Source organism: Streptomyces sp. NBC_00249 (assembly GCF_026342355.1).
Taxonomy (GTDB): domain Bacteria; phylum Actinomycetota; class Actinomycetes; order Streptomycetales; family Streptomycetaceae; genus Streptomyces.
The window spans coordinates 1,598,400-1,618,594 of sequence record NZ_JAPEMV010000001.1 but is presented as its reverse complement, the minus strand read 5'-3'; the positions used below and the strand labels follow the sequence as shown (position 1 = coordinate 1,618,594).

Annotated in this window: 20 protein-coding genes and 1 pseudogene; 4 read left to right on the top strand and 17 right to left on the bottom strand. The window is 72.5% G+C overall.

The window, feature by feature from the left end:
* Positions 1-6 precede the first annotated feature (6 nt).
* On the bottom strand, positions 7-867 hold the full coding sequence (locus tag OOK31_RS07215; RefSeq protein ID WP_267011489.1) for a phosphotransferase enzyme family protein: 861 nt from the start codon (positions 865-867) through the stop codon (positions 7-9).
* A gap of 123 nt (positions 868-990) precedes the next feature.
* Here OOK31_RS07215 and mgt point away from each other — a divergent pair, with 123 nt between their 5' ends.
* Both mgt and OOK31_RS07205 read left to right on the top strand, forming a co-directional pair.
* Positions 991-2,193: a macrolide-inactivating glycosyltransferase gene (mgt, locus tag OOK31_RS07210; RefSeq protein WP_267011488.1), complete on the top strand. Its 1,203-nt coding sequence runs from the start codon at positions 991-993 to the stop codon at positions 2,191-2,193.
* 20 nt (positions 2,194-2,213) lie between these two features.
* Complete coding sequence (locus tag OOK31_RS07205; RefSeq protein WP_267011487.1) at positions 2,214-2,780, top strand: DUF1697 domain-containing protein; 567 nt, start codon at positions 2,214-2,216, stop codon at positions 2,778-2,780.
* Positions 2,781-2,795: 15 nt separating this feature from the next.
* On the opposite strand, the gene OOK31_RS07200 is transcribed toward OOK31_RS07205, so the two are convergent.
* Positions 2,796-3,641 carry an aldo/keto reductase gene (locus OOK31_RS07200; protein ID WP_267011486.1) on the bottom strand — a complete coding sequence of 282 codons (846 nt, stop codon included), beginning with the start codon at positions 3,639-3,641 and terminating at the stop codon, positions 2,796-2,798.
* A gap of 45 nt (positions 3,642-3,686) precedes the next feature.
* On the opposite strand from OOK31_RS07200, the gene OOK31_RS07195 reads away from it, so the two are divergent.
* Positions 3,687-4,688: a ketopantoate reductase family protein gene (locus OOK31_RS07195; protein WP_267011485.1), complete on the top strand. Its 1,002-nt coding sequence runs from the start codon at positions 3,687-3,689 to the stop codon at positions 4,686-4,688.
* A gap of 146 nt (positions 4,689-4,834) precedes the next feature.
* Here the strand turns inward: OOK31_RS07195 and OOK31_RS07190 are convergent, their stop codons facing one another.
* The 14 genes from OOK31_RS07190 to OOK31_RS07130 form a co-directional block, all read right to left on the bottom strand.
* Complete coding sequence (locus OOK31_RS07190; protein ID WP_267011484.1) at positions 4,835-5,617, bottom strand: sirohydrochlorin chelatase; 783 nt, start codon at positions 5,615-5,617, stop codon at positions 4,835-4,837.
* A gap of 4 nt (positions 5,618-5,621) precedes the next feature.
* Positions 5,622-6,518: an ABC transporter permease gene (locus OOK31_RS07185; RefSeq protein ID WP_267011483.1), complete on the bottom strand. Its 897-nt coding sequence runs from the start codon at positions 6,516-6,518 to the stop codon at positions 5,622-5,624.
* Positions 6,505-7,299, bottom strand: a complete 795-nt coding sequence (locus tag OOK31_RS07180; RefSeq protein ID WP_267011482.1) for an ABC transporter ATP-binding protein — start codon at positions 7,297-7,299, stop codon at positions 6,505-6,507. The genes OOK31_RS07185 and OOK31_RS07180 overlap by 14 nt, the downstream gene beginning before the upstream one ends.
* 33 nt (positions 7,300-7,332) lie before the next feature.
* Positions 7,333-8,466: an aliphatic sulfonate ABC transporter substrate-binding protein gene (locus OOK31_RS07175; RefSeq protein WP_267011481.1), complete on the bottom strand. Its 1,134-nt coding sequence runs from the start codon at positions 8,464-8,466 to the stop codon at positions 7,333-7,335.
* A gap of 215 nt (positions 8,467-8,681) precedes the next feature.
* Positions 8,682-10,022, bottom strand: a complete 1,341-nt coding sequence (locus OOK31_RS07170) for a sulfate adenylyltransferase subunit 1 (protein ID WP_267011480.1) — start codon at positions 10,020-10,022, stop codon at positions 8,682-8,684.
* A gap of 1 nt (position 10,023) precedes the next feature.
* The gene (gene cysD, locus OOK31_RS07165; RefSeq protein ID WP_267011479.1) at positions 10,024-10,965 is read right to left on the bottom strand and encodes a sulfate adenylyltransferase subunit CysD; all 942 of its coding nucleotides are present in this window, start codon (positions 10,963-10,965) and stop codon (positions 10,024-10,026) included.
* Positions 10,962-11,507, bottom strand: a complete 546-nt coding sequence (cysC, locus tag OOK31_RS07160) for an adenylyl-sulfate kinase (RefSeq protein WP_267011478.1) — start codon at positions 11,505-11,507, stop codon at positions 10,962-10,964. Before cysC ends, cysD begins: the two co-directional genes overlap by 4 nt.
* Positions 11,508-11,533: 26 nt before the next feature.
* Positions 11,534-12,247: a phosphoadenylyl-sulfate reductase gene (locus OOK31_RS07155; protein ID WP_267011477.1), complete on the bottom strand. Its 714-nt coding sequence runs from the start codon at positions 12,245-12,247 to the stop codon at positions 11,534-11,536.
* Positions 12,244-12,423 carry a hypothetical protein gene (locus OOK31_RS07150; protein ID WP_267011476.1) on the bottom strand — a complete coding sequence of 60 codons (180 nt, stop codon included), beginning with the start codon at positions 12,421-12,423 and terminating at the stop codon, positions 12,244-12,246. The genes OOK31_RS07155 and OOK31_RS07150 overlap by 4 nt, the downstream gene beginning before the upstream one ends.
* Complete coding sequence (locus OOK31_RS07145; RefSeq protein WP_267011860.1) at positions 12,420-14,126, bottom strand: nitrite/sulfite reductase; 1,707 nt, start codon at positions 14,124-14,126, stop codon at positions 12,420-12,422. Before OOK31_RS07145 ends, OOK31_RS07150 begins: the two co-directional genes overlap by 4 nt.
* 217 nt (positions 14,127-14,343) lie before the next feature.
* Positions 14,344-14,427 (bottom strand): putative leader peptide, encoded by an 84-nt coding sequence (locus OOK31_RS39350; RefSeq protein ID WP_312847410.1) that lies wholly within the window; start codon positions 14,425-14,427, stop codon positions 14,344-14,346.
* A gap of 292 nt (positions 14,428-14,719) precedes the next feature.
* Positions 14,720-15,283 carry a GNAT family N-acetyltransferase gene (locus OOK31_RS07140; RefSeq protein ID WP_267011475.1) on the bottom strand — a complete coding sequence of 188 codons (564 nt, stop codon included), beginning with the start codon at positions 15,281-15,283 and terminating at the stop codon, positions 14,720-14,722.
* A gap of 5 nt (positions 15,284-15,288) precedes the next feature.
* Complete coding sequence (locus OOK31_RS07135) at positions 15,289-16,554, bottom strand: GAF domain-containing protein (protein ID WP_267011859.1); 1,266 nt, start codon at positions 16,552-16,554, stop codon at positions 15,289-15,291.
* A gap of 527 nt (positions 16,555-17,081) precedes the next feature.
* Positions 17,082-18,725 carry an acyl-CoA dehydrogenase family protein gene (locus OOK31_RS07130; RefSeq protein WP_267011474.1) on the bottom strand — a complete coding sequence of 548 codons (1,644 nt, stop codon included), beginning with the start codon at positions 18,723-18,725 and terminating at the stop codon, positions 17,082-17,084.
* 17 nt (positions 18,726-18,742) lie between these two features.
* Here OOK31_RS07130 and OOK31_RS07125 point away from each other — a divergent pair, with 17 nt between their 5' ends.
* Positions 18,743-19,858, top strand: coding sequence for a YihY/virulence factor BrkB family protein (locus tag OOK31_RS07125; RefSeq protein WP_267011473.1), 1,116 nt, complete (start codon positions 18,743-18,745; stop codon positions 19,856-19,858).
* A gap of 70 nt (positions 19,859-19,928) precedes the next feature.
* On the opposite strand, the pseudogene OOK31_RS07120 reads toward OOK31_RS07125, so the two are convergent.
* Positions 19,929-20,072, bottom strand: a pseudogene (locus tag OOK31_RS07120) (glyoxalase); the annotation flags it as partial.
* Between the last annotated feature and the right edge of the window lie 123 nt (positions 20,073-20,195).

Sequence of the window (20,195 nt, the reverse complement as noted above, 5' to 3'; positions counted from 1 at the left end):
CGCAGGTCAGAAGGGGTGCCAGCGGGCTTCCGCGTCCCCCTCGCGCAGGGAGGCCACCCGACGGCGGAACTCGGCGAGGGCCTTCGGGTTGGACGGCGCGTGCTGGGACACCCAGGCGCAGCTGGCCGTCTCGCGGGCGCCGCGCAGGACCGCGCAGCCCTCCCACTCCCGTACGTCCCAGCCGTAGGCGGCGACGAAGGCCCCGTACGCCGCCGGGGCCATCCCGTACCGGTCGCGGGACAGGGCCATCACCACGAGGTCGTGCTCGCGCAGGTCGGCCGACACGGTCTCCAGGTCGACCAGGACCGGCCCGTGCGGGCCGACGTGGACGTTGCGGGGCAGGGCGTCGCCGTGGATCGGACCCGGGGTCAGGTGCGGGGTGAGCGCGGCCACCTCGCCGGCGTAGGCGTCGCGCCGGGCCCGCAGGTACGCCGCGTCCTCGGGGTCCACGGCGTCCCCGGCCAGGCGCAGCCAGCGCTCGACCCCGCCCAGCAGCTCCCGCGCGGGCAGCGCGAACGGCGGTGCGGGCAGCGCGTGGAGCGGCCGCAGCAGCGCCGCGAGGTCCTCGGGGCCCGCCGGGCGGACGGCGTCCGGGAGCCGGTGCCACAGGGTCAGCGGGTGCCCGTCGACCAGCCTCGGCTTCGGTTCGGCGGCGCGCACCGCCGGGACGCCCTCCTCGGCGAGCCAGCCCGCGACGGCGAGCTCGCGCTCGGCCCGTTCCAGCAGGCCCGCCTCCCGGCCCACCTTCACCACCAGGCCGCCGACCGCGAAGACGGCGTTCTCGCCGAAGGCGAGTAGTTCGGCGTCCCCGGCCGGTCCGGTGAGGCCCGCCTCCGTCAGTACGTCCCTGGCCCGTGCCTCGTCCATGCCGCTGGTCTCGTCCTTCGCCGGTCTTCGTGGATCGGGCCAGTCTCGCATCCCGAGCACGGCGTCCGGGTGTCCGCCGCCAAAGATGTTGCACGAGACGTCTCGTCTCGCTACGGTTCTCGTATGACCTCAGCCGAACCCGCCCACATCGCCATGTTCTCCATCGCCGCGCACGGCCACGTGAACCCGAGCATCGAGGTGATCCGGGAACTCGTCGCCCGCGGCCACCGCGTCAGCTACGCCATCCCCGCCTCCTTCGCCGAGAAGGTCGCCGACACCGGCGCCACCCCGGTGATCTACACCTCCACGCTCCCCACCGAAGAGGAGCCGGACGCCTGGGGCACCGAGCTCATCGACAACCTGGAACCCTTCCTGGACGACGCCATCCAGGTCCTCCCCCAGCTCGCGGCGGCCTTCGAGGGCGACGAGCCGGATCTCGTCCTGCACGACATCACCTCCTACCCGGCGCCCGTCCTCGCCCACCGCTGGGGCGTCCCCGCCGTCTCCCTCTCCCCGAACCTGGTCGCCTGGGAGGGGTACGAGGAGGAGGTGGCCGAGCCGATGTTCGCCGGACTGAAGTCCTCCGAGCGCGGACGGGCCTACTACGCACGGTTCACCGACTGGCTGACCTCGAACGGCCTCGACGGCCGGATCGAACGCCTCCAGAGCCGCCCGCGCCGCAGCCTCGTCCTGATCCCCGAAGCGCTCCAGCCGCACGCCGACCGCGTCGACCGGTCCGTGCACACCTTCGTCGGCGCCTGCCAGGGCGACCGCAGCACCACCCAGGGCACGTGGGAACGGCCCGCCTCCGCCGAGGGCAAGAAGGTGCTGCTGGTCTCCCTGGGCTCCGCCTTCACCAAGCAGCCCGCCTTCTACCGCGCCTGCGCCGAGGCCTTCGGCGACCTCCCCGACTGGCACGTCGTCCTCCAGATCGGCAAGTTCACCGACGAGGGCGACCTCGGCCCGCTCCCGGCCAACGTCGAGGTGCACCGCTGGGTCCCCCAGCTCGACATCCTGCGCCAGGCCGACGCCTTCATCACCCACGCGGGCGCCGGCGGCAGCCAGGAAGGCCTCGCCACCGCCACCCCGATGGTCGCCGTCCCCCAGGCCGTCGACCAGTTCGGCAACGCCGACCAGCTGGTCTCCCTCGGTGTGGCCCGCCACGTCCCCATGGAAGAGGCCGACGCCGCCACCCTGCGCACCGCCGTCCTCGAACTCCTCGCCGACCCCCTGACGGCCGTCCGCGCCGAAGCCGTCCGCGCCGGCATGGCCGCCGAGGGCGGCACGCGCCGGGCCGCCGACCTCATCGAAGCCGAACTGTCATAGGCACCCCCTAAGGTGCGGCCATGACGAAGAACCCCAGTGCGAGGACGACGTACGCGGCGCTGCTGCGCGGCATCAACGTCGGCGGGAACAAGAAGGTCCCCATGGCGGAGCTCCGCTCCGTCATGGAAGGCCTCGGCCACGAAGCGGTCCGCACCTACCTGCAGAGCGGCAACGCCGTCTTCACCAGCCCCGGGACGGACCCGGACGCCCTCGCCCGCGAGCTGGAGACGGCCGTCGAGGCCCACTTCGGCTTCCGCGTGCCCTGCCTGGTCGTCGACGGGGACCACCTCGCCGCCGTCGCCGCCGCCTGCCCCTTCCCCGCGGACGAACTGGAGGGCAAGCAGCTCCACGCCACCTTCTTCTCCGCACAGCCCGGTCCCGAGCGCTTCGCCGCCCTCGACCAGGAGGCCTTCCTCCCCGAGGAGTTCCGTCTCGGCGACCGCGTCCTCTACCTCTACGCCCCGGACGGCCTCGGCCGCTCCAAACTGGGCGAGGCCCTCGCCAGACCCGCCGTGGTCAAGGGCCTCGACGTCACCACCCGCAACTGGAACACCGTCGTCAAACTGGTGGAGATGACCGCCGGCTGACCGACGGCGACCGCCTCAGGCCGCCGCGTCCAGCAGCGCCAGCTCCCGCGGGGTCAGCGCGAGCGACGCCGCGGCCAGGTTCTCCGCCAGGTGCGCGGGCGAGCCGGTGCCCGGGGTCGGGCACAGCACCGGCGAGTGGTGCAGCAGCCAGGCCAGCGCGACCGGCCCCGGCCCCGTCCCGTGCGCGGCGGCCACCGAGGCCACGGCGGCGGCGCCCGAGCGGGTCAACGCCCCGCTGCCCAGCGGGTAGTACGGCAGGAAGGCGATCCCGCGCTCCTCGCAGAGCGTCAGCACCTCGGACGAGGACCGGTCGAGCAGGTTGTACGGGTTCTGCACCGCGGCCACCGCCGTCGTCCCCAGCGCCTCGCGCAGCTGCCCGGCGTCCACCGTGTCCAGGCCGATGTGCCGGATCTTGCCCTCCTGCCGCAACTCCTCCAGCGCTCCCAGCTGTTCGGCCATCGGCACCGACGGGTCGAAGCGGTGCAGCTGGTACAGGCCGATCCGCTCCACCCGCAGCCGCCGCAGGCTCGCCTCGCACATCCCCCGCAACTGCTCGGGCCGGCCCGCCACGTGCCACTGGTCCGGGCCGGTACGCACCACCCCGCCCTTCGTGGCGACGACCAGCCTCCCGTCGTACGGGTGGAGGGCCTCGGCGACCAGCTCCTCGGCCAGTGCGGGCCCGTAGTTGTCGGCGGTGTCGATCAGGGTGACCCCCTGCTCGACCGCCGCCCGCAGCAGCGCCCGGGCCTCCTCGCGCGTGCCGCGCGGACCCCAGTACCCGCGGCCGACCAGCCCGCCCGTGCCGAGCCCGAGGCGGCGTACGGGCAGATCCCCACCGACGTCGAACACCATGTCAGTCATGGGGCGACGCTATCCCCGCGCCGCCCGTGTGCCAGGCTCGGGGGTATGCGTTACATCATCATCGGCGCCGGGGCGATCGGCGCGGCCATCGGCGGACGGCTCGCGGAAGCGGGCCTCGACGGCGTCCTCGTCGCGCGCGGCGCGCACGCCGAGGCGCTGCGCGCGGACGGCCTGCGGCTCACCACCGCCGCCGGGACCCGCGTCCACCGACTGCCCGTGGCCACCGGACCGGCCGAGCTGGGCGAACTGCGCCCCGACGACGTCCTGGTCCTCACCGTGAAGACCCAGGACGCGATCGCCGCCCTCGACGCGTGGGGCGACGCCGAGGTCGCGGGCGGCGGCACGGCGGCGCAGCGGCTGCCGCTGCTGTGCGCGCAGAACGGCGTCGAGAGCGAACGCCTCGCCCTACGGCGCTTCGCGCGCGTGTACGGGGTGTGCGTCTGGCTGCCGGCGACCTTCCTGGAGCCCGGAGCGGTCTCGGCGCTGTGCGCCCCGCTGACCGGCATCCTGCACCTGGGGAAGGCCGCCGGGGGCTCCGACGGGCGGATCCGGGCGGTCGCGGCCGACCTGGAGAAGGCCGGCTTCGGGGCACCGGTCGTCGAGGACGTGATGCGGTGGAAGTACGCGAAGCTCCTCGGGAACCTGGGCAACGCGATCCAGGCCACCACCGGCCCCGAAGCGGACCCGGCGAAGGCGGCGCTGCTGCTCCGGGCGGTCCGCGAGGGCAAGGCCGCCTACGAGGCCGCGGGCATCTCCTACGCCTCCGACGCCGAGCAGTCGGCGGCCCGCGACGGCAAGGTGGACCAGCCGCCCGGCGTCCGGGGCGGCTCCTCCTGGCAGAGCCTGGCGCGGGGCACGGGCTCGGTGGAGGCCGACTACCTCAACGGTGAGATCTGCCTGCTGGGGCGGCTGCACGGGGTACCGACCCCGGTCAACGACGTACTGCGGCACGCGGCGAACATCTTCGCCCGGGAGGGCCTGCCGCCGGGCGCCATGTCCGTGGCCGACCTGACGGCCCTGGCCGACGAGGCCGCGGCGCGGGCGTAGCCGCCCGAAAATCCAGCCCCTCCGGCGTTTGAGGAGCGGGGGTCCGGGGGCTGGCCCCCGGGAACGGCGCCTCACCTGGCAACGGGTCCGGGCAGAGCCCGGGGAACGGGCGAAGGGCGGGCAGGGGACCTCGCCCCGCGCAGCGGTTACGCCGCCAGGGCCGGGATGCGGGCCGGGAACGAGGCTGCCGCGTCGAACCTGCGGAGCAGCAGGCGGGCCAGTTCCGGGGAGGGGCCCAGGACGGCGGAGATCACGTCGGCGCCCGCGGCTTCGGCGCCCGCCGCGATGCGGTCGGGGAGCCGGCCGGGGGCGATGACGTAGGGGGCCACCGCGATCCGGCGGACGCCCTCCGCGCGCAGCGCGCGTACGGCGTCCTCCGTCCGGGGGAGAGCAGCGGAGGCGAACGCAGGCCGCACGGCGCACCAACCGGTGTGCCGCCACTCCCGCGCGATTTCAGCGATCACTGCGATCGCCTCCGGGTCGGAGGAACCGGCGGACGCGAGCACCACACCGGTGGTGGCGCGGTCCGCCGGGGTGAGGCCGGCTTCCCACAGCCGGCGCTCCAGGGTCGCCAGCAGCAGCGGCGACGGGCCGAGCACATCCGCGATCCGGACGGAGAGGTCCGGCAGGTGGGACGTGGCTCCGGCGAGCACCGCCGGGATGTCGGACTTCGCGTGGAACGCCCGCGTCAGGAGGAGCGGGAGCGCCACTATCTCGCGTGCGCCCGACAGGTAGAGCGAGGCCACCGCCCGGTCGACGGTCGGGGTGTCGAAGTCCAGGAAGGCGGTTTCCACGCGCAGCCCCGGCCGCAGCGCCCGTACCCGCCGGGTGAGGGCGTGCACGGTCGCCGCGTGCCGCGGGTCGCGGCTGCCGTGGGCGATGACCAGCAGGGCGGGGGCCTGCGGGGAGTGCGTGACGTGCGCGGACACGTGATCAGCTCTTGACCAGCAGGCCGCGGCTGCGCAGCACCCACCGCTCGACCGGGCTGAAGATCAGCAGGTCGATGGCGATGCCGACGACCAGGATCAGGATGATCGCGAGGAACACGCCCGGCAGGTCGATGTTGTTGCGGCCGTTCTCCAGCAGCTGGCCCAGGCCCAGGCCCAGGTCGGGGGAGCTGGCGATGATCTCGGCCGCCATCAGGGAGCGCCAGGAGAAGGCCCAGCCCTGCTTGAGGCCCGCGAGGTAGCCGGGCAGCGCGGCCGGCATGACCACGTGCCGGGCGCCGCTCAGCCCGGTCGCGCCCAGGGTGCGGCCGGCCCGCAGGAACAGCGGCGGGATCTGGTCGATGCCGGAGACGAGGCCGTTGGCGATGGAGGGGACCGCGCCGAGCAGGATCACCGTGAACATCATGGCGTCGTTGAGGCCGAACCACAGGACGGCCGGGGGCACCCAGGCCACCGAGGGCAGCGACTGCAGGCCCTGGAGGATCGGGCCGATGGCGGCGCGCACGAACTTCACCCGGGCGACCAGCAGGCCGAGCGGGGTGCCGATGGCCAGGGCCAGCAGGAAGCCGAGCAGACCGCGGGAGACGCTGGTCCAGATGACTTCGAGCAGGGTGCCCTTCAGCCACATGTCGGACAGGCTGTCCCACACGGCGGACGGCGCGGGCAGCTTGGTCTCGTCGGTGACCTTCGCGGCGACGAGCACCTGCCAGACCACCAGCACGAGGCCGACGGCGAGCAGCGGGGGCAGGACCTTCTTGGTGAAGACCTCGCGGACCGGGGTCCGGTGGGTCTGGACCGCGTCGAGCGCGTCGAGGCCCGCCTCCAGGCCGGCCAGGTCGTCGTGCTTGGCGCCTGCCCTCGGGGTGGTGTCAGTGCTGGCCATGGCGGCGGATCTCCCCACGCAGGTGTTCAGTGATCTCAAGGGACAGCTCGGCCACGTCCGCGTCCTCGATGCGGCGGGGCTGGGCGATGTCCACGGTCCATTCCTTCGCGACCCGGCCGGGGCGCGAGGAGAGCAGGACCACACGCTGGGCGAGGCGCACGGCCTCGCGGACGTTGTGGGTGACGAAGAGGACCGACAGGCCCGTCTCCGCCCAGATGCGGGTGAGTTCGCCGTGCAGCACGTCACGGGTGATGGCGTCGAGCGCCGCGAAGGGCTCGTCCATCAGCAGCAGACGGCTGTCCTGGGCGAGCGCCCGGGCCAGGGCCACGCGCTGGCGCATGCCGCCGGACAGCTCGTGGACGCGCTTGCCGTACGAGCCGCCGAGCCGGACCAGCTCGAGGAGCCGTTCGGCCTCGGGCTTGCGGTCGGCCTTGGCCACCCCGCGCAGGCGCAGGGCGAGTTCGATGTTCTTGCCCGCGGTGAGCCACGGGAAGAGGGCGTGCTCCTGGAACATCAGGGCCGGACGGCCGCCGGGGGTCTCGATCGACCCCGCGGACGGCTTGTCCAGTCCGGCGACCAGGTTCAGCAGGGTGGACTTTCCGCACCCCGAGGCCCCCAGGATGGTGACGAACTCGCCGGGAGCGACATCGAGGCTGATGTCGTCCAGGACGAGCTGCGATCCGGCCGGGCCGGAGAAGGACTTCGAGACGTGCTCGATGCGGGCGGCGTGCGTCTGCTCCTCGAGGGTGCCCTCGGCAGCCTTGGCAAGCGTGGTGGCCATGGTCGTCACCTCCTGGGGTTGCTAACTACGGACTTACTTGGCGCCGAGACCGGCGTCGGAGACCTCGGGCTTGCCGGCGGCCTTCAGGACCTTGTTCAGGAGCGTCAGGTCGTAGATGCCGGCCAGGTCGGGCTGCTCGATGAGCTTGGCCTTGACCGCCCAGTCCGACTGCTTCTTCAGCGTCGCGGCCAGCGGGTCGTCGGTGACCGCGATGCTGGGCCACGCCGGGTCGATGACCTTCGCGTCGAGCGGCTTGCCGCCCTCGGCCGCGAGCTTGGCGTTGGCCGAGGCCTTCGCCTTGTCCTGGTTGGCGTGGATCCACTCGTTGGTCTTCACCGTGCCGCGGAGCACGGCCTCGACCACGTCCGGGTGGTCCTTGAGGAACTTCTGCGACACGACGATGTTCGTGATCACGAACTTGTTCTCGGGCCACAGGCTGCCCTCGTCGAGGAGGACGGAGCCGCCGTCGGAGACGAGCTTGGAGGCCGTGGGCTCCGGCACCCAGGCGCCGTCGATCGAGCCCTGCTTGAAGGCGTCCGGGGTGACCTTGTTGTCCGTACGGACGACGGAGACGTCACCCTTGCCGGACTCCGGGTCGACCGACCAGCCCTTCTCGGAGATCCAGTTGAGGAACGCGACGTCCTGCGTGTTCCCCTTCTGCGGGGTGGCGATCTTCTTGCCCTTGAGGTCGTCCAGGGTCTTGATCTTGTCCGGGTTCACGACCAGCTTGACGCCGCCCGAGGCGGAGCCGGAGATGATCCGCAGGTTGGTGCTCTTGGACTTCACGTAGCCGTTGATCGACGGCGAGGGGCCGATGAAACCGATGTCGAGAGAGCCGCCGTTGAGGGCTTCGATCTCGGACGGGCCGGCGTTGAAGGACTGCGGCTTGATCGTGGTCGCGCCCAGCTCCTTCGCGATCAGGCCTTCCTGGAGGCCGACCAGAGCGGTCGCGTGGGTCAGGTTCGGGAAGTACCCGATGCGGACCTCGGAGGCGGAGAGCTTCTTCGCGCCCTCGCCGGAGGCGTTGGACGCCGCGCCCTTGGGCTCGTCCTTCTTGGCCTCGGAGCCGTAGCCGCAGGAGGCGAGCGCGCCGATCAGGAGCGGGAGAGCGGCGGCGGCGACGATGCCGCGGCGAAGGGTGGTACGGGTGGTTCCGGTGGCAGGCACGGGAGGACTTCCTCTCGTAGCGTCATGGCGTCATGACGCACGTCTTCGTCTGTGGAGCAAGGACAGGTGCAGCTCGTGGGGGGTGAGGGCGCGCATGCGGTGCGCGTACGTCATCGCGCACATCGCGCCACCCCTCCCTGGCCGCTGCCGAGGGCGCCGCTGCCTACGCGGCCGCCCTCCTTCGCGAAGGTCGAGTAGATGTCGGTGAGCATGGTCTAGAAGTCCCACCCTTCTTCATCCGCCTGGACGGTCGTCCGGGCCGTGGAGGCGAAGGACTCGCCCGCCATGCCCGCCGCCAGGGTGGTGCCGTCGGCCGGGTCGATCAGGAGGAACGATCCGGTGCGGCGCGAGTCGGCGTACGCGTCGAGCGCGAGCGGCTCGGCGGTACGGACGACGACGCGGCCGATGTCGTTGGCCACGAGCTGACCCGGGGCCGGGTGCTGCGAGAGGTCGTCGAGGGTCAGCCGCGAGGGGATCTCCTTGACGATCGCCTTGACCGTGCGGGTGGTGTGCTTGATCAGCACCCGGGCGCCCACGGTCAGGGGCTGGTCGGCGACGTGGCAGACCGTCGCGACGACGTCCTGCGTGGTGGCCGGCGCGCTCGCGGACGGCGCGATCAGGTCGCCGCGCGAGATGTCGATGTCGTCCTTCAGGCGCAGGGTGACCGACTGCGGCGCCCAGGCGATGTCCACGGACTCACCCAGGGCGTCGATGCCGACGATGGTGCTCGTACGGCCCGAGGGCAGGACGGTCACGGCCTCGCCGACGCGCAGCACGCCGGAGGCGATCTGGCCCGCGTAGCCGCGGTAGTCCGGGTGCTCCGCCGACTGCGGGCGGATCACGTACTGGACGGGGAAGCGCGCCGGGCAGGCCGTCAGGTCGTGGCTGACCGGGACCGTCTCCAGGTGCTCCAGGACGGTCGGGCCGCCGTACCAGTCCATGTTCGCGGAGGGCTCGACCACGTTGTCCCCGGCCAGGGCCGAGATCGGGATCGCGGTGATCTCCGGGACGCCCAGGTCGGAGGCGTACGCGGTGAACTCCTCGGCGATCTTCGCGAAGACCGTCTCCTCGTAGCCGACGAGGTCCATCTTGTTCACGGCCAGGACCACGTGCGGCACGCGCAGCAGGGCGGCGACGGCGGCGTGCCGGCGGGTCTGCTCGATGACGCCGTTGCGGGCGTCGACGAGGACCACGGCCAGGTCGGCCGTGGAGGCGCCGGTGACCATGTTGCGGGTGTACTGCACGTGCCCGGGGGTGTCCGCGAGGATGAACCGGCGCCGGGCGGTGGCGAAGTAGCGGTAGGCCACGTCGATGGTGATGCCCTGCTCGCGCTCGGCGCGCAGGCCGTCCGTCAGGAGCGCCAGGTCGGGGGCCTCCTGGCCGCGCTGGGCGGAGACGGCCTCGACGGCCTCCATCTGGTCGGTCAGCACCGACTTGGAGTCGTGCAGGAGCCGTCCGACCAGGGTGGACTTGCCGTCGTCGACGGAGCCGGCGGTCGCGAAACGCAGCAGGGTGGTCGCCGACAGATCGGCGAACTGCTCGGTGGTGCTGGTCATCTTAGAAGTACCCTTCGCGCTTGCGGTCTTCCATCGCGGCCTCGGACATCTTGTCGTCGGCGCGGGTCGCGCCCCGCTCGGTGAGTCGGGAGACGGCGATCTCGGCGATCACCGCGTCGAGCGTGGTGGCGTCGGAGTCGACGGCGCCGGTGCAGGACATGTCACCGACGGTGCGGTAGCGGATCAGACGGGTCTCGGGGACCTCGCCCTCCTTGGCACCGCCCCACTCGCCCGCCGTCAGCCACATGCCGTTGCGCAGGAACACCTCGCGCTCGTGGGCGAAGTAGATCTCCGGGAGCTCGATGTTCTCGCGGGCGATGTACTGCCACACGTCCAGCTCGGTCCAGTTGGACAGCGGGAAGACGCGCACGTGCTCGCCCGGGGCGTGGCGGCCGTTGTAGAGCTGCCACAGCTCGGGGCGCTGGCGGCGCGGGTCCCACTGGGAGAACTCGTCGCGCAGGGAGAAGACGCGCTCCTTGGCGCGGGCCTTCTCCTCGTCGCGGCGGCCGCCGCCGAAGACGGCATCGAACTTGAGGCTCTGGATCGCCTCGGTCAGCGGCACGGTCTGCAGCGGGTTGCGGGTGCCGTCGGGGCGCTCGCGCAGCTTGCCGGCGTCGATGTACTCCTGGACGGAGGCCACGTGCAGGCGCAGTCCGTGCTCGGCGACCGTGCGGTCGCGGTACTCCAGGACCTCGGGGAAGTTGTGCCCGGTGTCCACGTGCAGCAGCGTGAAGGGCACCGGCGCGGGCGCGAAGGCCTTCAGCGCCAGGTGCAGCATGACGATCGAGTCCTTGCCGCCGGAGAAGAGGATCACCGGCTTCTCGAACTCGCCCGCCACCTCGCGGAAGATGTGCACCGCCTCGGACTCGAGGGCGTCCAGGTGCGACAGCGCGTAGGGCGCGTCCGCGTCGGACTCGGCGTGCAGGTGAGCGGCGGTGGTCATGCCAGACCCCTCTCGGTGAGCAGCGCGTGCAGGGCCGAAGCCGACTCCTGCACGGTCTGGGTGTGCGACTCGATCCGCAGGTCCGGGGATTCCGGCGCCTCGTACGGGTCGTCGACCCCGGTCAGACCGGAGATCTCGCCCGCCGCCTGCTTGGCGTACAGGCCCTTCACGTCCCGCTCGGAGCAGACCTCGACCGGGGTGGCCACGTGGACCTCCAGGTAGGAGGTGCCCTCGGCGGCGTGCCGCTTGCGGACGGCCTCGCGGCTGTCGGCGAACGGCGCGATGACCGGGACGAGCGCCTTGACGCCGTTGCTCGCGAGCAGTTCGGCGACGAAACCGATGCGCTGCACGTTGGTGTGGCGGTCCTCGCGGCTGAAGCCGAGGCCGGCCGAGAGGAACTCGCGGATCTCGTCCCCGTCGAGGACCTCCACCCGGTGGCCCTCGCCGCGCAGCCGCTCCGCGAGGGCGTACGCGATGGTCGTCTTGCCCGCGCTCGGCAGCCCGGTCAGCCACACCGTGGCGCCCTGGTCGCTCACGCTCATCTGCTCAGTCTCCGTAAGTCGATTCATCAGCCGTGCAGTCCGCACTCGGTCTTGCCGCGCCCGGCCCAGCGGCCGGCCCGCGCGTCCTCGCCCTCCGCCACCCGGCGGGTGCAGGGGGAGCAGCCGACGGAGGCGTAACCGTCCATCAGCAGCGGGTTGGTGAGGACCCCGTGCTCCAGGACGTACGCGTCCACGTCGTCCTGGGTCCAGCGGGCGATCGGCGAGATCTTGACCTTCTGCCGCTTCTCGTCCCAGCCGACCACCGGGGTGTTCGCCCGGGTCGGGGACTCGTCGCGCCGCAGGCCCGTCGCCCACGCGTCGTACGCGGTCAGGCCCTCTTCGAGGGGCTTGACCTTGCGCAGGGCGCAGCACAGGTCGGGGTCGCGGTCGTGCAGCTTGGGGCCGTACTCGGCGTCCTGCTCGGCGACGCTCTGACGCGGGGTCAGGGTGATGACGTTGACGTCCATCACCGCGTCCACCGCGTCGCGGGTGCCGATGGTCTCCTCGAAGTGGTAGCCCGTGTCGAGGAACACCACGTCGACACCCGGGAAGGCCCGGGAGGCGAGGTGGGCGACCACCGCGTCCTCCATGGAGGAGGTCACGGCGAACTTCTTGCCGAAGGTCTCGGCCGCCCAGGTGAGGATCTCCAGCGCGGAGGCGTCCTCGAGGTCCCGGCCCGCCTGCTCGGCCAGCGCCTTGAGGCCCGTAGCCTTGAGACCGGCGTCTTGAGTGGTGGTCATATCTCGTCCCCTCCAGCTGCGTTGGACTGAAGACCCCGGGCCAGCAGCCCGAGGTACTTCAGCTGGAAGGCTCGGTTGCAGGCCCTGCATTCCCACGCGCCGTGACCCGTCTCGTTCGGAAACAGGTCCTCGTCGCCGCAGTACGGGCAGTAGAACGGGGCGGCTCGCTCGCTCACGAGAGGGCCTCGTCGCTCGCGCGGGTCACCCAGGCGGCGAAGCGCTCGCCGTCCTCACGCTGCTCCTGGAAGCGCGTGACGACCCGCTCGACGTAGTCCGGCAGACCGGCCGAGGTGACCTTGAGGCCGCGGACCTTGCGGCCGAAGCCGGCCTCCAGGCCGAGGGCGCCGCCCAGGTGGACCTGGTAGCCCTCCACCTGGTTGCCGTCGTCGTCCAGGACCAGCTGGCCCTTGAGACCGATGTCCGCCACCTGGATACGGGCGCAGGCGTTCGGGCAGCCGTTGATGTTGATGGTGAGCGGCTCGGCGAACTCCGGCAGGCGGCGCTCCAGCTCGTCGATCAGCGAGGCGCCGCGCGCCTTCGTCTCGACGATGGCCAGCTTGCAGAACTCGATGCCGGTGCAGGCCATCGTGCCGCGGCGGAACGGGGACGGCTTGACCCGCAGGTCCAGCGCCTCCAGGGCCGCGACGACCGAGTCGACCTGGTCGGCCTCGATGTCGAGGACGATCATCTTCTGCTCGGCGGTGGTGCGCAGCCGGCCGGAGCCGTGCTGCTCGGCCACGTCCGCGATCTTGGTCAGGGTGGCGCCGTCGACGCGGCCGACGCGGGGCGCGAAGCCGACGTAGAACTTGCCGTCCTGCTGCTGGTGCACGCCGACGTGGTCGCGCCACTGGCCGCTGGGCTGCTCGGGCGCGGGGCCGTCGGTCAGCTTGCGCTTCAGGTACTCGTCCTCCAGGACCTGGCGGAACTTGGCCGGGCCCCAGTCGGCGACGAGGAACTTCAGGCGGGCGCGGGTGCGCAGCCGGCGGTAGCCGTAGTCGCGGAAGATCGAGATGACGCCCTCGTAGACGTCCGGGACCTCGTCGAGGGAGACCCAGGTGCCCAGGCGCACGCCCAGCTTCGGGTTGGTGGAGAGACCGCCGCCGACCCAGACGTCGAAGCCGGGGCCGTGCTCGGGGTGGTTCACGCCCACGAACGCGATGTCGTTGATCTCGTGCGCCACGTCGAGCAGCGGCGAGCCGGAGATCGCGGACTTGAACTTGCGGGGCAGGTTCGAGAAGTCGGGGTTGCCGACGATGCGGCGGTAGATCTCGTCGATGGCGGGGGTGCCGTCGATGATCTCGTCCTGGGCGATGCCGGCGACGGGCGAACCGAGGATGACGCGGGGCGTGTCACCGCAGGCCTCGGTGGTCGAGAGGCCGACGGCCTCCAGGCGGCGCCAGATCTCCGGGACGTCCTCGATCCGGATCCAGTGGTACTGCACGTTCTGGCGGTCGGTGAGGTCCGCGGTGCCGCGCGCGAACTCCTCGGAGATCTCGCCGACGACGCGCAGCTGCTCGGTGGTCAGCCGGCCGCCGTCGATGCGGACGCGCAGCATGAAGTACTTGTCGTCCAGCTCCTCCGGCTCCAGGATCGCGGTCTTGCCGCCGTCGATCCCGGGCTTGCGCTGGGTGTAGAGGCCCCACCAGCGCATGCGGCCGCGCAGGTCGTTGGGGTCGATCGAGTCGAAGCCCGACTTGGAGTAGATCGTCTCAATGCGTGTCCGTACGTTGAGACCGTCGTCGTCCTTCTTGAACTGCTCGTTGCCGTTGAGGGGCGTGTGGTGTCCGACGGCCCACTGGCCCTCGCCGCGATGACGGCCGGTCTTGCGGCGCGCTGCGGCTGCGGGTGCGGCTGCGGGCGTTTCGGGGGTGGCGGCCATGGCGGGTACGTCCTTCATCAGCGGCTCTAGGCAGGGCAGGGGGGAGCGGCGGCGCGCCCCTGCACGCTGGAGACTCCGAGCGGGTGCGACTGAATGCCACCCTTTGGCCGGGTTTGCCGGCGGGTGAGGGCGGTCTTCGGCCTTCAGGGGGCTTGCGGGTGGTCGACGCGTCCGCGGCGGCGGGGACGACGGCGACGTGCGGCGGTGGCTGGTTCCGTCAGCGTGCCGGACAGATGGCGCTGGACATGCGGCCGAGGTCGACGTGACGTCGACTCACCAAGGCGATTCCAGCTCCATTCATGGCGGAAGCGTGTCATGGGCCGATTGGAGGAGTCCACTACTGTCCACTATGCGGACGAAGTCGTCTCGGATGACGGGATCACGTGATCGGGGTCACCTGGCCGGGTTCCTGGTCGGATGCCCTCTGGCCTCGTACGGAGCCTCGGTGGGGCTCCCGGGGAGTGCGCGGCGGTGTCCCTCGCGTCACTCCCGCACCATCGTCCGGCGCTCGGTTCAGGATGGCCGGAATCAGCCGTTACGTCCAGAGGGGCGGGGCGGGGAGCAGCCCCCCGCCCCGCCCCTCCGGGCAGGGGTCAGGCGCCGGGCCAGGGACCCGGGGTCGGGGTGTCGGTCTTCTCCTCGGTCTCCGTCCGGAAGACCTTGAACCCGCGCCGCCGGTAGTTGTCCATCGCCGTCGGGCCGTCCTGGCTGCACGTGTGGACCCAGACGCGGCGCGTGGGCTCGCGGTCCGGCCAGCGCGACGCGAGGTCCCAGGCGCGCTGCGTGCCGAAGGTCAGCAGGTGCCCGCCGATGCGCCGGCCCCGGAAGTCCGGGAGCAGCCCGAAGTACATGATCTCGACCACACCGTCCGGCTGCGGGTCCAGCTCCACGTACCCCGCCGGGGTGCCCCGGTCGTACGCCACCCACGTCTCCACGCCCGGCCGCCCCAGCTGCTCCACCCACTGGGCGCGGGTCAGCGACAGCCGGTCCGTCCAGTGGATGTCCCCGCCCACCGAGGCGTAGAGGAAGCGGCTGAACTCGGGCGAGGGGACCTCGGCCCGCTCGATGCGGATCTCCGGGCCCGGCACGGCCGCCGGAACCAGATCCTCGGGCGCGTTCATTTCGAGGGACCAGGTGGTGAGTGTGATGGTGCTCATGCGCTTCAGGGAATCACGGCCTGCCCGGCGCGGCCCAGCCGGGCCCGGACCACCGCCGGGGCCGTGGAATGGGGCAGCAGCCGCGCCGGGTCCCGGGGGCGGATCAGCTCCACCTCCACGTCCTCCGCGAAGCGGTACGGCCGGTGCGTCAGCACCCCGGCCAGGTGTCGGCGGACCCGGGACAGCTCCGCCCGGACCGTCACCGTGCGCGTCGGGTCCCCGAACAGTTCCGCCGCCAGCTCGGCCGCCGAGCGCCCGCGCGGGCTCTCCGCCAGCAGGAACAGCAGCTCGGCGTGGCGCGGGCTCAGCTCCTGCGACCAGCTGCCCGCGGCCCCGTACACCGTCGCCGACCAGGACCGGGGCCCGCTCAGGTCCAGCACCACCCGGCTCACCGCGGCGCCCGTCGCGCACGGCTCGGCGAGGCGCAGCAGCCAGCCGCCCGGCAGCGGCTCCGCCACGCAGTCGCCCAGCTGCGGGATCCACAGCCGGCCCGGACCGACCGTCTTCGGCAGCGGGATCCGGTCCGCCGGGGCCAGCCCCGTCACCGCGGCCGTCCAGCCGTGCGGGTCCACGGCCACGGCCCGGCCCGGCAGCCGGGCCAGCAGCGGGGCCGCCACCGTCCGCAGCCGCTCCAGGGACTCCAGGTGGCGCACCCGCAGCTCCCGCTCCGCGAGCCGGGCCACGGAGCTGACCCAGGCCAGCGTCGCCGGGTGCATGGTGGCCAGCGGCCCGCTGACGTCCACCACGCCGAGCAGCTGCCCGTCCCTCGGGTCGCGTACGGGGGCACCCGCGCAGGTCCAGTCGTGGTGGCTGGAGACGAAGTGCTCCGCCGAGAACACCTGGACGGGCCGCCGGGCCACCAGGGCCGTGCCCACCCCGTTGGTCCCCACCACCGCCTCGTCCCAGTCGGCGCCCACCGCGAAGCCCAGCCGGTCCGCCTTGCGCAGGATCGAGGAGTGCCCCTCCCGCCACAGCAGCCGGCCGTCCGCGTCGGCGACGACCATGATGTGCAGGGCCTCGTCCAGCGCGGGCAGCAGCCCCTCGCGCAGCACCGGGAGGATCTCCCGCAGCGGCGACACCTGCCGGCGCTCCTCGGTCTCGGCGGCGGACAGCAGCCGGGAGCGGGCGTCCCGGTCGGGGTGCACCCCGCCGGCCAGCATCCGCCGCCAGGACTCGGCGATCTCCGGGCGCGGGGCGGCGGGCGGGCGGTCCCCGGCCAGCGCGGCCGCCCGTACCCCCTTGAGCAGACGCGCCGCCTCCCGCGCGTCCATGGCCGAGATGCGCGCCACGTCTACGGCGCTGCCTGCGGTGTTGGCCACCGGAACCTCCCCGTGCTGAACAGGACGTACTGCGGAAGCCGCCCGCGGTTCCCGTACGCGCCCTTTCCCCGGGCACGTGCGGCGGGCGATTTCCGAACCGGACCGAAGGCTTGAAGGGTTGCAACCGTATGCAACTCTCGCCAACCCCCGGTCACCCGACCGAAACTATCGGCACGCCGCAGAGCGGCGTGACAGCTCCTCCTCGGGGCTTCTCGGACCAGGGGTGGTGCCGAGTCGGCGCGGCGCCACCCCCGGTCCCGTCACACCGGGCCGAGACCCGGCGCGGGGCGGTGCGCGGCCGTGGTGGTTTGGGGATCACGACGGTCCGGGCGCACGGCCACGGCGGTTCGGGGACCACGGCGGTTTGGGGACCGCGGTGGTCCGTGAACCGGCCGGGGCCCGCCCGCCCCGCGGCCGCCGGCGGCCCGAACGCCGATCCGGTCCGCCTGTCGCCCCGGTCCGGCCCCTCGCCGCCGGTGTCAGACCGCGATCCGGGCCCGTTCCACCACCGCGCCCAGGTCCAGGGTGTGCGGCAGAGTGCCGAAGGCCGAGCCCCAGTCCCCGCCGAGCCGCGAGGCGCAGAACGCGTCCGCCACCTCCGGCGGGGCCCACCTGACCAGCAGCGACCCCTGGAGCACCAGGGCCATGCGCTCCACGACCCGGCGGGCCCGGGCCTCGATCCCGTGCAGGTCGGCCAGGTCGGTCAGCAGGTTCTTGATGGCCGCGTCCAGCCGGTGGTCGGCGCCCCGGGCCAGGCCGACCTCTTGGAGGAAGGCGTTCAGGGCCTGCGGCTCCCGCTGGAGGGCGCGCAGCACGTCCAGGGCCTGGACGTTGCCCGAGCCCTCCCAGATCGAGTTGAGGGGGGACTCGCGCAGCAGGCGGGGCAGCCCGGACTCCTCGACGTAGCCGTTGCCCCCCAGGCACTCCAGCGCCTCCGCCACCATCGGCGTACACCGCTTGGTCACCCAGTACTTCGCGGCGGGCACCGCGAGGCGCAGGAAGGCCCGCTCGGTTTCCGTACCGGCGTCGTAGGCGGCCGCGAGCCGCAGGGTGAGGACGGTCGCCGCCTCGGACTCCAGTGCGAGGTCGGCGAGGACGTTGCGCATCAGCGGCTGCCGGATGAGCGGTGCTCCGAAAGCAGAGCGGTGCTCTGCGTGGTGGACGGCCTGCGTCAGGGCCTGCCGCATCAGCGACGCCGAGCCGATCACACAGTCCAGCCGGGTCGCCGCGACCATCTCGATGATGGTCCGCACCCCCCGGCCCTCCTCGCCCACCCGCCGCGCCCACGTCCCGTCGAACTCGACCTCGCTCGACGCGTTCGACTTGTTGCCCAGCTTGTCCTTCAGCCGCTGCACCGCGAAGACGTTGCGCGTCCCGTCCGGCAGCACCCGCGGCACCAGGAAGCAGGTCAGCCCTCCCGGAGCCTGCGCCAGCACCAGGAACCCGTCCGACATCGGCGCCGAGCAGAACCACTTGTGCCCGGTCAGCACGTACTCCCCGGAGGCGTCCAGCGGCGCCGCCGACGTCGTGTTCGCCCGTACGTCGCTGCCCCCCTGCTTCTCCGTCATCCCCATCCCGAACAGCACCCCGGCCTTCTGCCCGGCCGGCCGCAGGCCCTCCTCGTAGACGTGCGAGGTCAGCCGCGGCTCCCACTCCGCCGCCAGCTCCGGATCCGTCCGCAGCGCCGGGACGGCCGCGTGCGTCATCGAGACGGGGCAGCCGTGCCCCGCCTCCGCCTGCGACCACACGAAGAAGCCCGCCGCCCGCCGCAGGTGCCCGGCCGGGCGCCCCCAGGCGTCGGTGAGCCCCGCCGTCACCGCGTGCCCGAGCAGCCGGTGCCACGCCGGGTGGAACTCCACCTCGTCGATCCGGTTCCCGTAGCGGTCGTGCGTCCGGAGCACCGGCGGATTCTCGTTCGCCTGCCGGCCCCATTCCTGGGCCTGCGCCGAACCGGCCGCGCGGCCGAGCGAGGTGAGCTCCGCCCGTACCTCGTCGCGGAGTTCGGGCCCGGCGTCGGCGAGGTGACGCTCCACGCCCTCGCTGAGGGCCCGGTCGCCGAGATAGACCTCGTAGCCCACCAGGGGCGGGGCCTGGTTGCTGACTGTGTGGGTGGTGGCTGCCATGCCGATACCGTAAGGACGTGCAGCCAGCAAAAGAAACACCCGAGCGGATCCCAGGACGGCTCCACCGGGCCCGCGCCCTCTACCGCAACGTGTCGAAGCGCAAGATGGCCTGGCTGCTGCTCAAAGACACCGTCAACTCCTGCATCGAGTACCGGATCCTCGGACTCGCGGCCGAGGCGGCCTTCTTCACGCTGCTGTCGCTGCCCCCGCTCTTCCTCGGCCTCCTCGGCCTGCTCGGCTACGTGGACGGCTGGACGGGCGGCACCTTCGTGGCCAGCATCGAGGAGAACATCCTGAGCGCGGTCGGCACCGTCCTGTCCGACCGGGGCGTCAACGACATCGCGAAACCCATGCTCGACGACGTCACCAGCCGGGGCCGCCCCGACCTGATCTCGCTCGGCTTCGCCTTCGCGCTGTGGTCGGGCTCCCGCGCCGTCAACGTCTTCATCGACACCATCACCGTCATGTACGGCCTCGACGGGCAGCGCGGCATCGTCAAGACCCGGCTCCTCGCCTTCCTGCTCTACGTGATCGCCCTGCTCATCGGCGCGGTCGTACTGCCGCTGATGGTGGCCGGACCCGACGCCGTCGTCCGCCTCGTGCCCTGGAGCACCGAGGTGATTGCCGTCCTGTACTGGCCCACGGTCACCCTGCTCTCCATCGCCTTCCTGACCACCCTCTACCACGTCTCCGTGCCCGTGCGGTCGCCGTGGATCGAGGACGTGCCCGGTGCGCTCGTCGCGCTCGCCATGTGGGTCCTCGGCTCGTTCCTGCTGCGGATCTACCTCACGAACACCGTCGAGGGCCCCACCATCTACGGCTCGCTGGCCGCGCCGGTGGCGATCCTGCTGTGGATCGGCATCTCGGCCTTCGCCGTCCTCGTCGGCGCCGCCGTCAACGCCGCCATCGACCGGGTCTGGCCGTCCGTGGCCACGGCCGCCGCCCGCGAGGCCAACGAACGGGTCCGGGAGGCGGAGGCCGCCCAGCTCGTCGCCCGCGCCGCCGCCTGGCGGGCCCTGGCCGAGGGGGAGTCCGAGGACGACGAGGACGCCGGGATGCCCTCGGAGTTCCCCGAGCGCTGGTCGAACTTCCTGCCGCCCGACGACTACACGTCCCGGCTCCGCAAGCACTGAGCGGCGAGCCGGACCTGGACTTCCGCGGGCCGAGGTCGCCCTCGCCGCCGGGTACGCCGACCAGTCAGGCGGGGTCGAAGGAGCGCACGGTGTCCTCCGTGTCCCAGCCGATGCGCAGGCCTCCGGGCAGGGCGGCCTCCACGTGCGGCTGGTCCTCGGCGCCGGGCGGCACGTCCAGCCCCAGGCGGCGGTAGAAGGCGAGCGAGGCGGCCATGTCGGAGACGACCAGGCCGATCACGGGGTGGGGGCGGGGGTCTTGAAGGACACGGACAGGAAAAAGAATTGGCGCCCCGGGGAAGGGGCTTGTTACGGTGAAGCCGTTCCCGCCGGACGGTGC

Bases quoted from the DNA above. Each gene is read 5' to 3' on its own strand.
- OOK31_RS07215 (WP_267011489.1), bottom strand. From the start codon at position 867: ATGGACGAGGCACGGGCCAGGGACGTACTGACGGAGGCGGGCCTCACC.
- mgt (WP_267011488.1), top strand. From the start codon at position 991: ATGACCTCAGCCGAACCCGCCCACATCGCCATGTTCTCCATCGCCGCG.
- OOK31_RS07205 (WP_267011487.1), top strand. From the start codon at position 2,214: ATGACGAAGAACCCCAGTGCGAGGACGACGTACGCGGCGCTGCTGCGC.
- OOK31_RS07200 (WP_267011486.1), bottom strand. From the start codon at position 3,641: ATGACTGACATGGTGTTCGACGTCGGTGGGGATCTGCCCGTACGCCGC.
- OOK31_RS07195 (WP_267011485.1), top strand. From the start codon at position 3,687: ATGCGTTACATCATCATCGGCGCCGGGGCGATCGGCGCGGCCATCGGC.
- OOK31_RS07185 (WP_267011483.1), bottom strand. From the start codon at position 6,518: ATGGCCAGCACTGACACCACCCCGAGGGCAGGCGCCAAGCACGACGAC.
- OOK31_RS07180 (WP_267011482.1), bottom strand. From the start codon at position 7,299: ATGGCCACCACGCTTGCCAAGGCTGCCGAGGGCACCCTCGAGGAGCAG.
- OOK31_RS07170 (WP_267011480.1), bottom strand. From the start codon at position 10,022: ATGACCAGCACCACCGAGCAGTTCGCCGATCTGTCGGCGACCACCCTG.
- cysD (WP_267011479.1), bottom strand. From the start codon at position 10,965: ATGACCACCGCCGCTCACCTGCACGCCGAGTCCGACGCGGACGCGCCC.
- cysC (WP_267011478.1), bottom strand. From the start codon at position 11,507: ATGAGCGTGAGCGACCAGGGCGCCACGGTGTGGCTGACCGGGCTGCCG.
- OOK31_RS07155 (WP_267011477.1), bottom strand. From the start codon at position 12,247: ATGACCACCACTCAAGACGCCGGTCTCAAGGCTACGGGCCTCAAGGCG.
- OOK31_RS07145 (WP_267011860.1), bottom strand. From the start codon at position 14,126: ATGGCCGCCACCCCCGAAACGCCCGCAGCCGCACCCGCAGCCGCAGCG.
- OOK31_RS39350 (WP_312847410.1), bottom strand. From the start codon at position 14,427: ATGAATGGAGCTGGAATCGCCTTGGTGAGTCGACGTCACGTCGACCTC.
- OOK31_RS07140 (WP_267011475.1), bottom strand. From the start codon at position 15,283: ATGAGCACCATCACACTCACCACCTGGTCCCTCGAAATGAACGCGCCC.
- OOK31_RS07135 (WP_267011859.1), bottom strand. From the start codon at position 16,554: ATGGACGCGCGGGAGGCGGCGCGTCTGCTCAAGGGGGTACGGGCGGCC.
- OOK31_RS07130 (WP_267011474.1), bottom strand. From the start codon at position 18,725: ATGGCAGCCACCACCCACACAGTCAGCAACCAGGCCCCGCCCCTGGTG.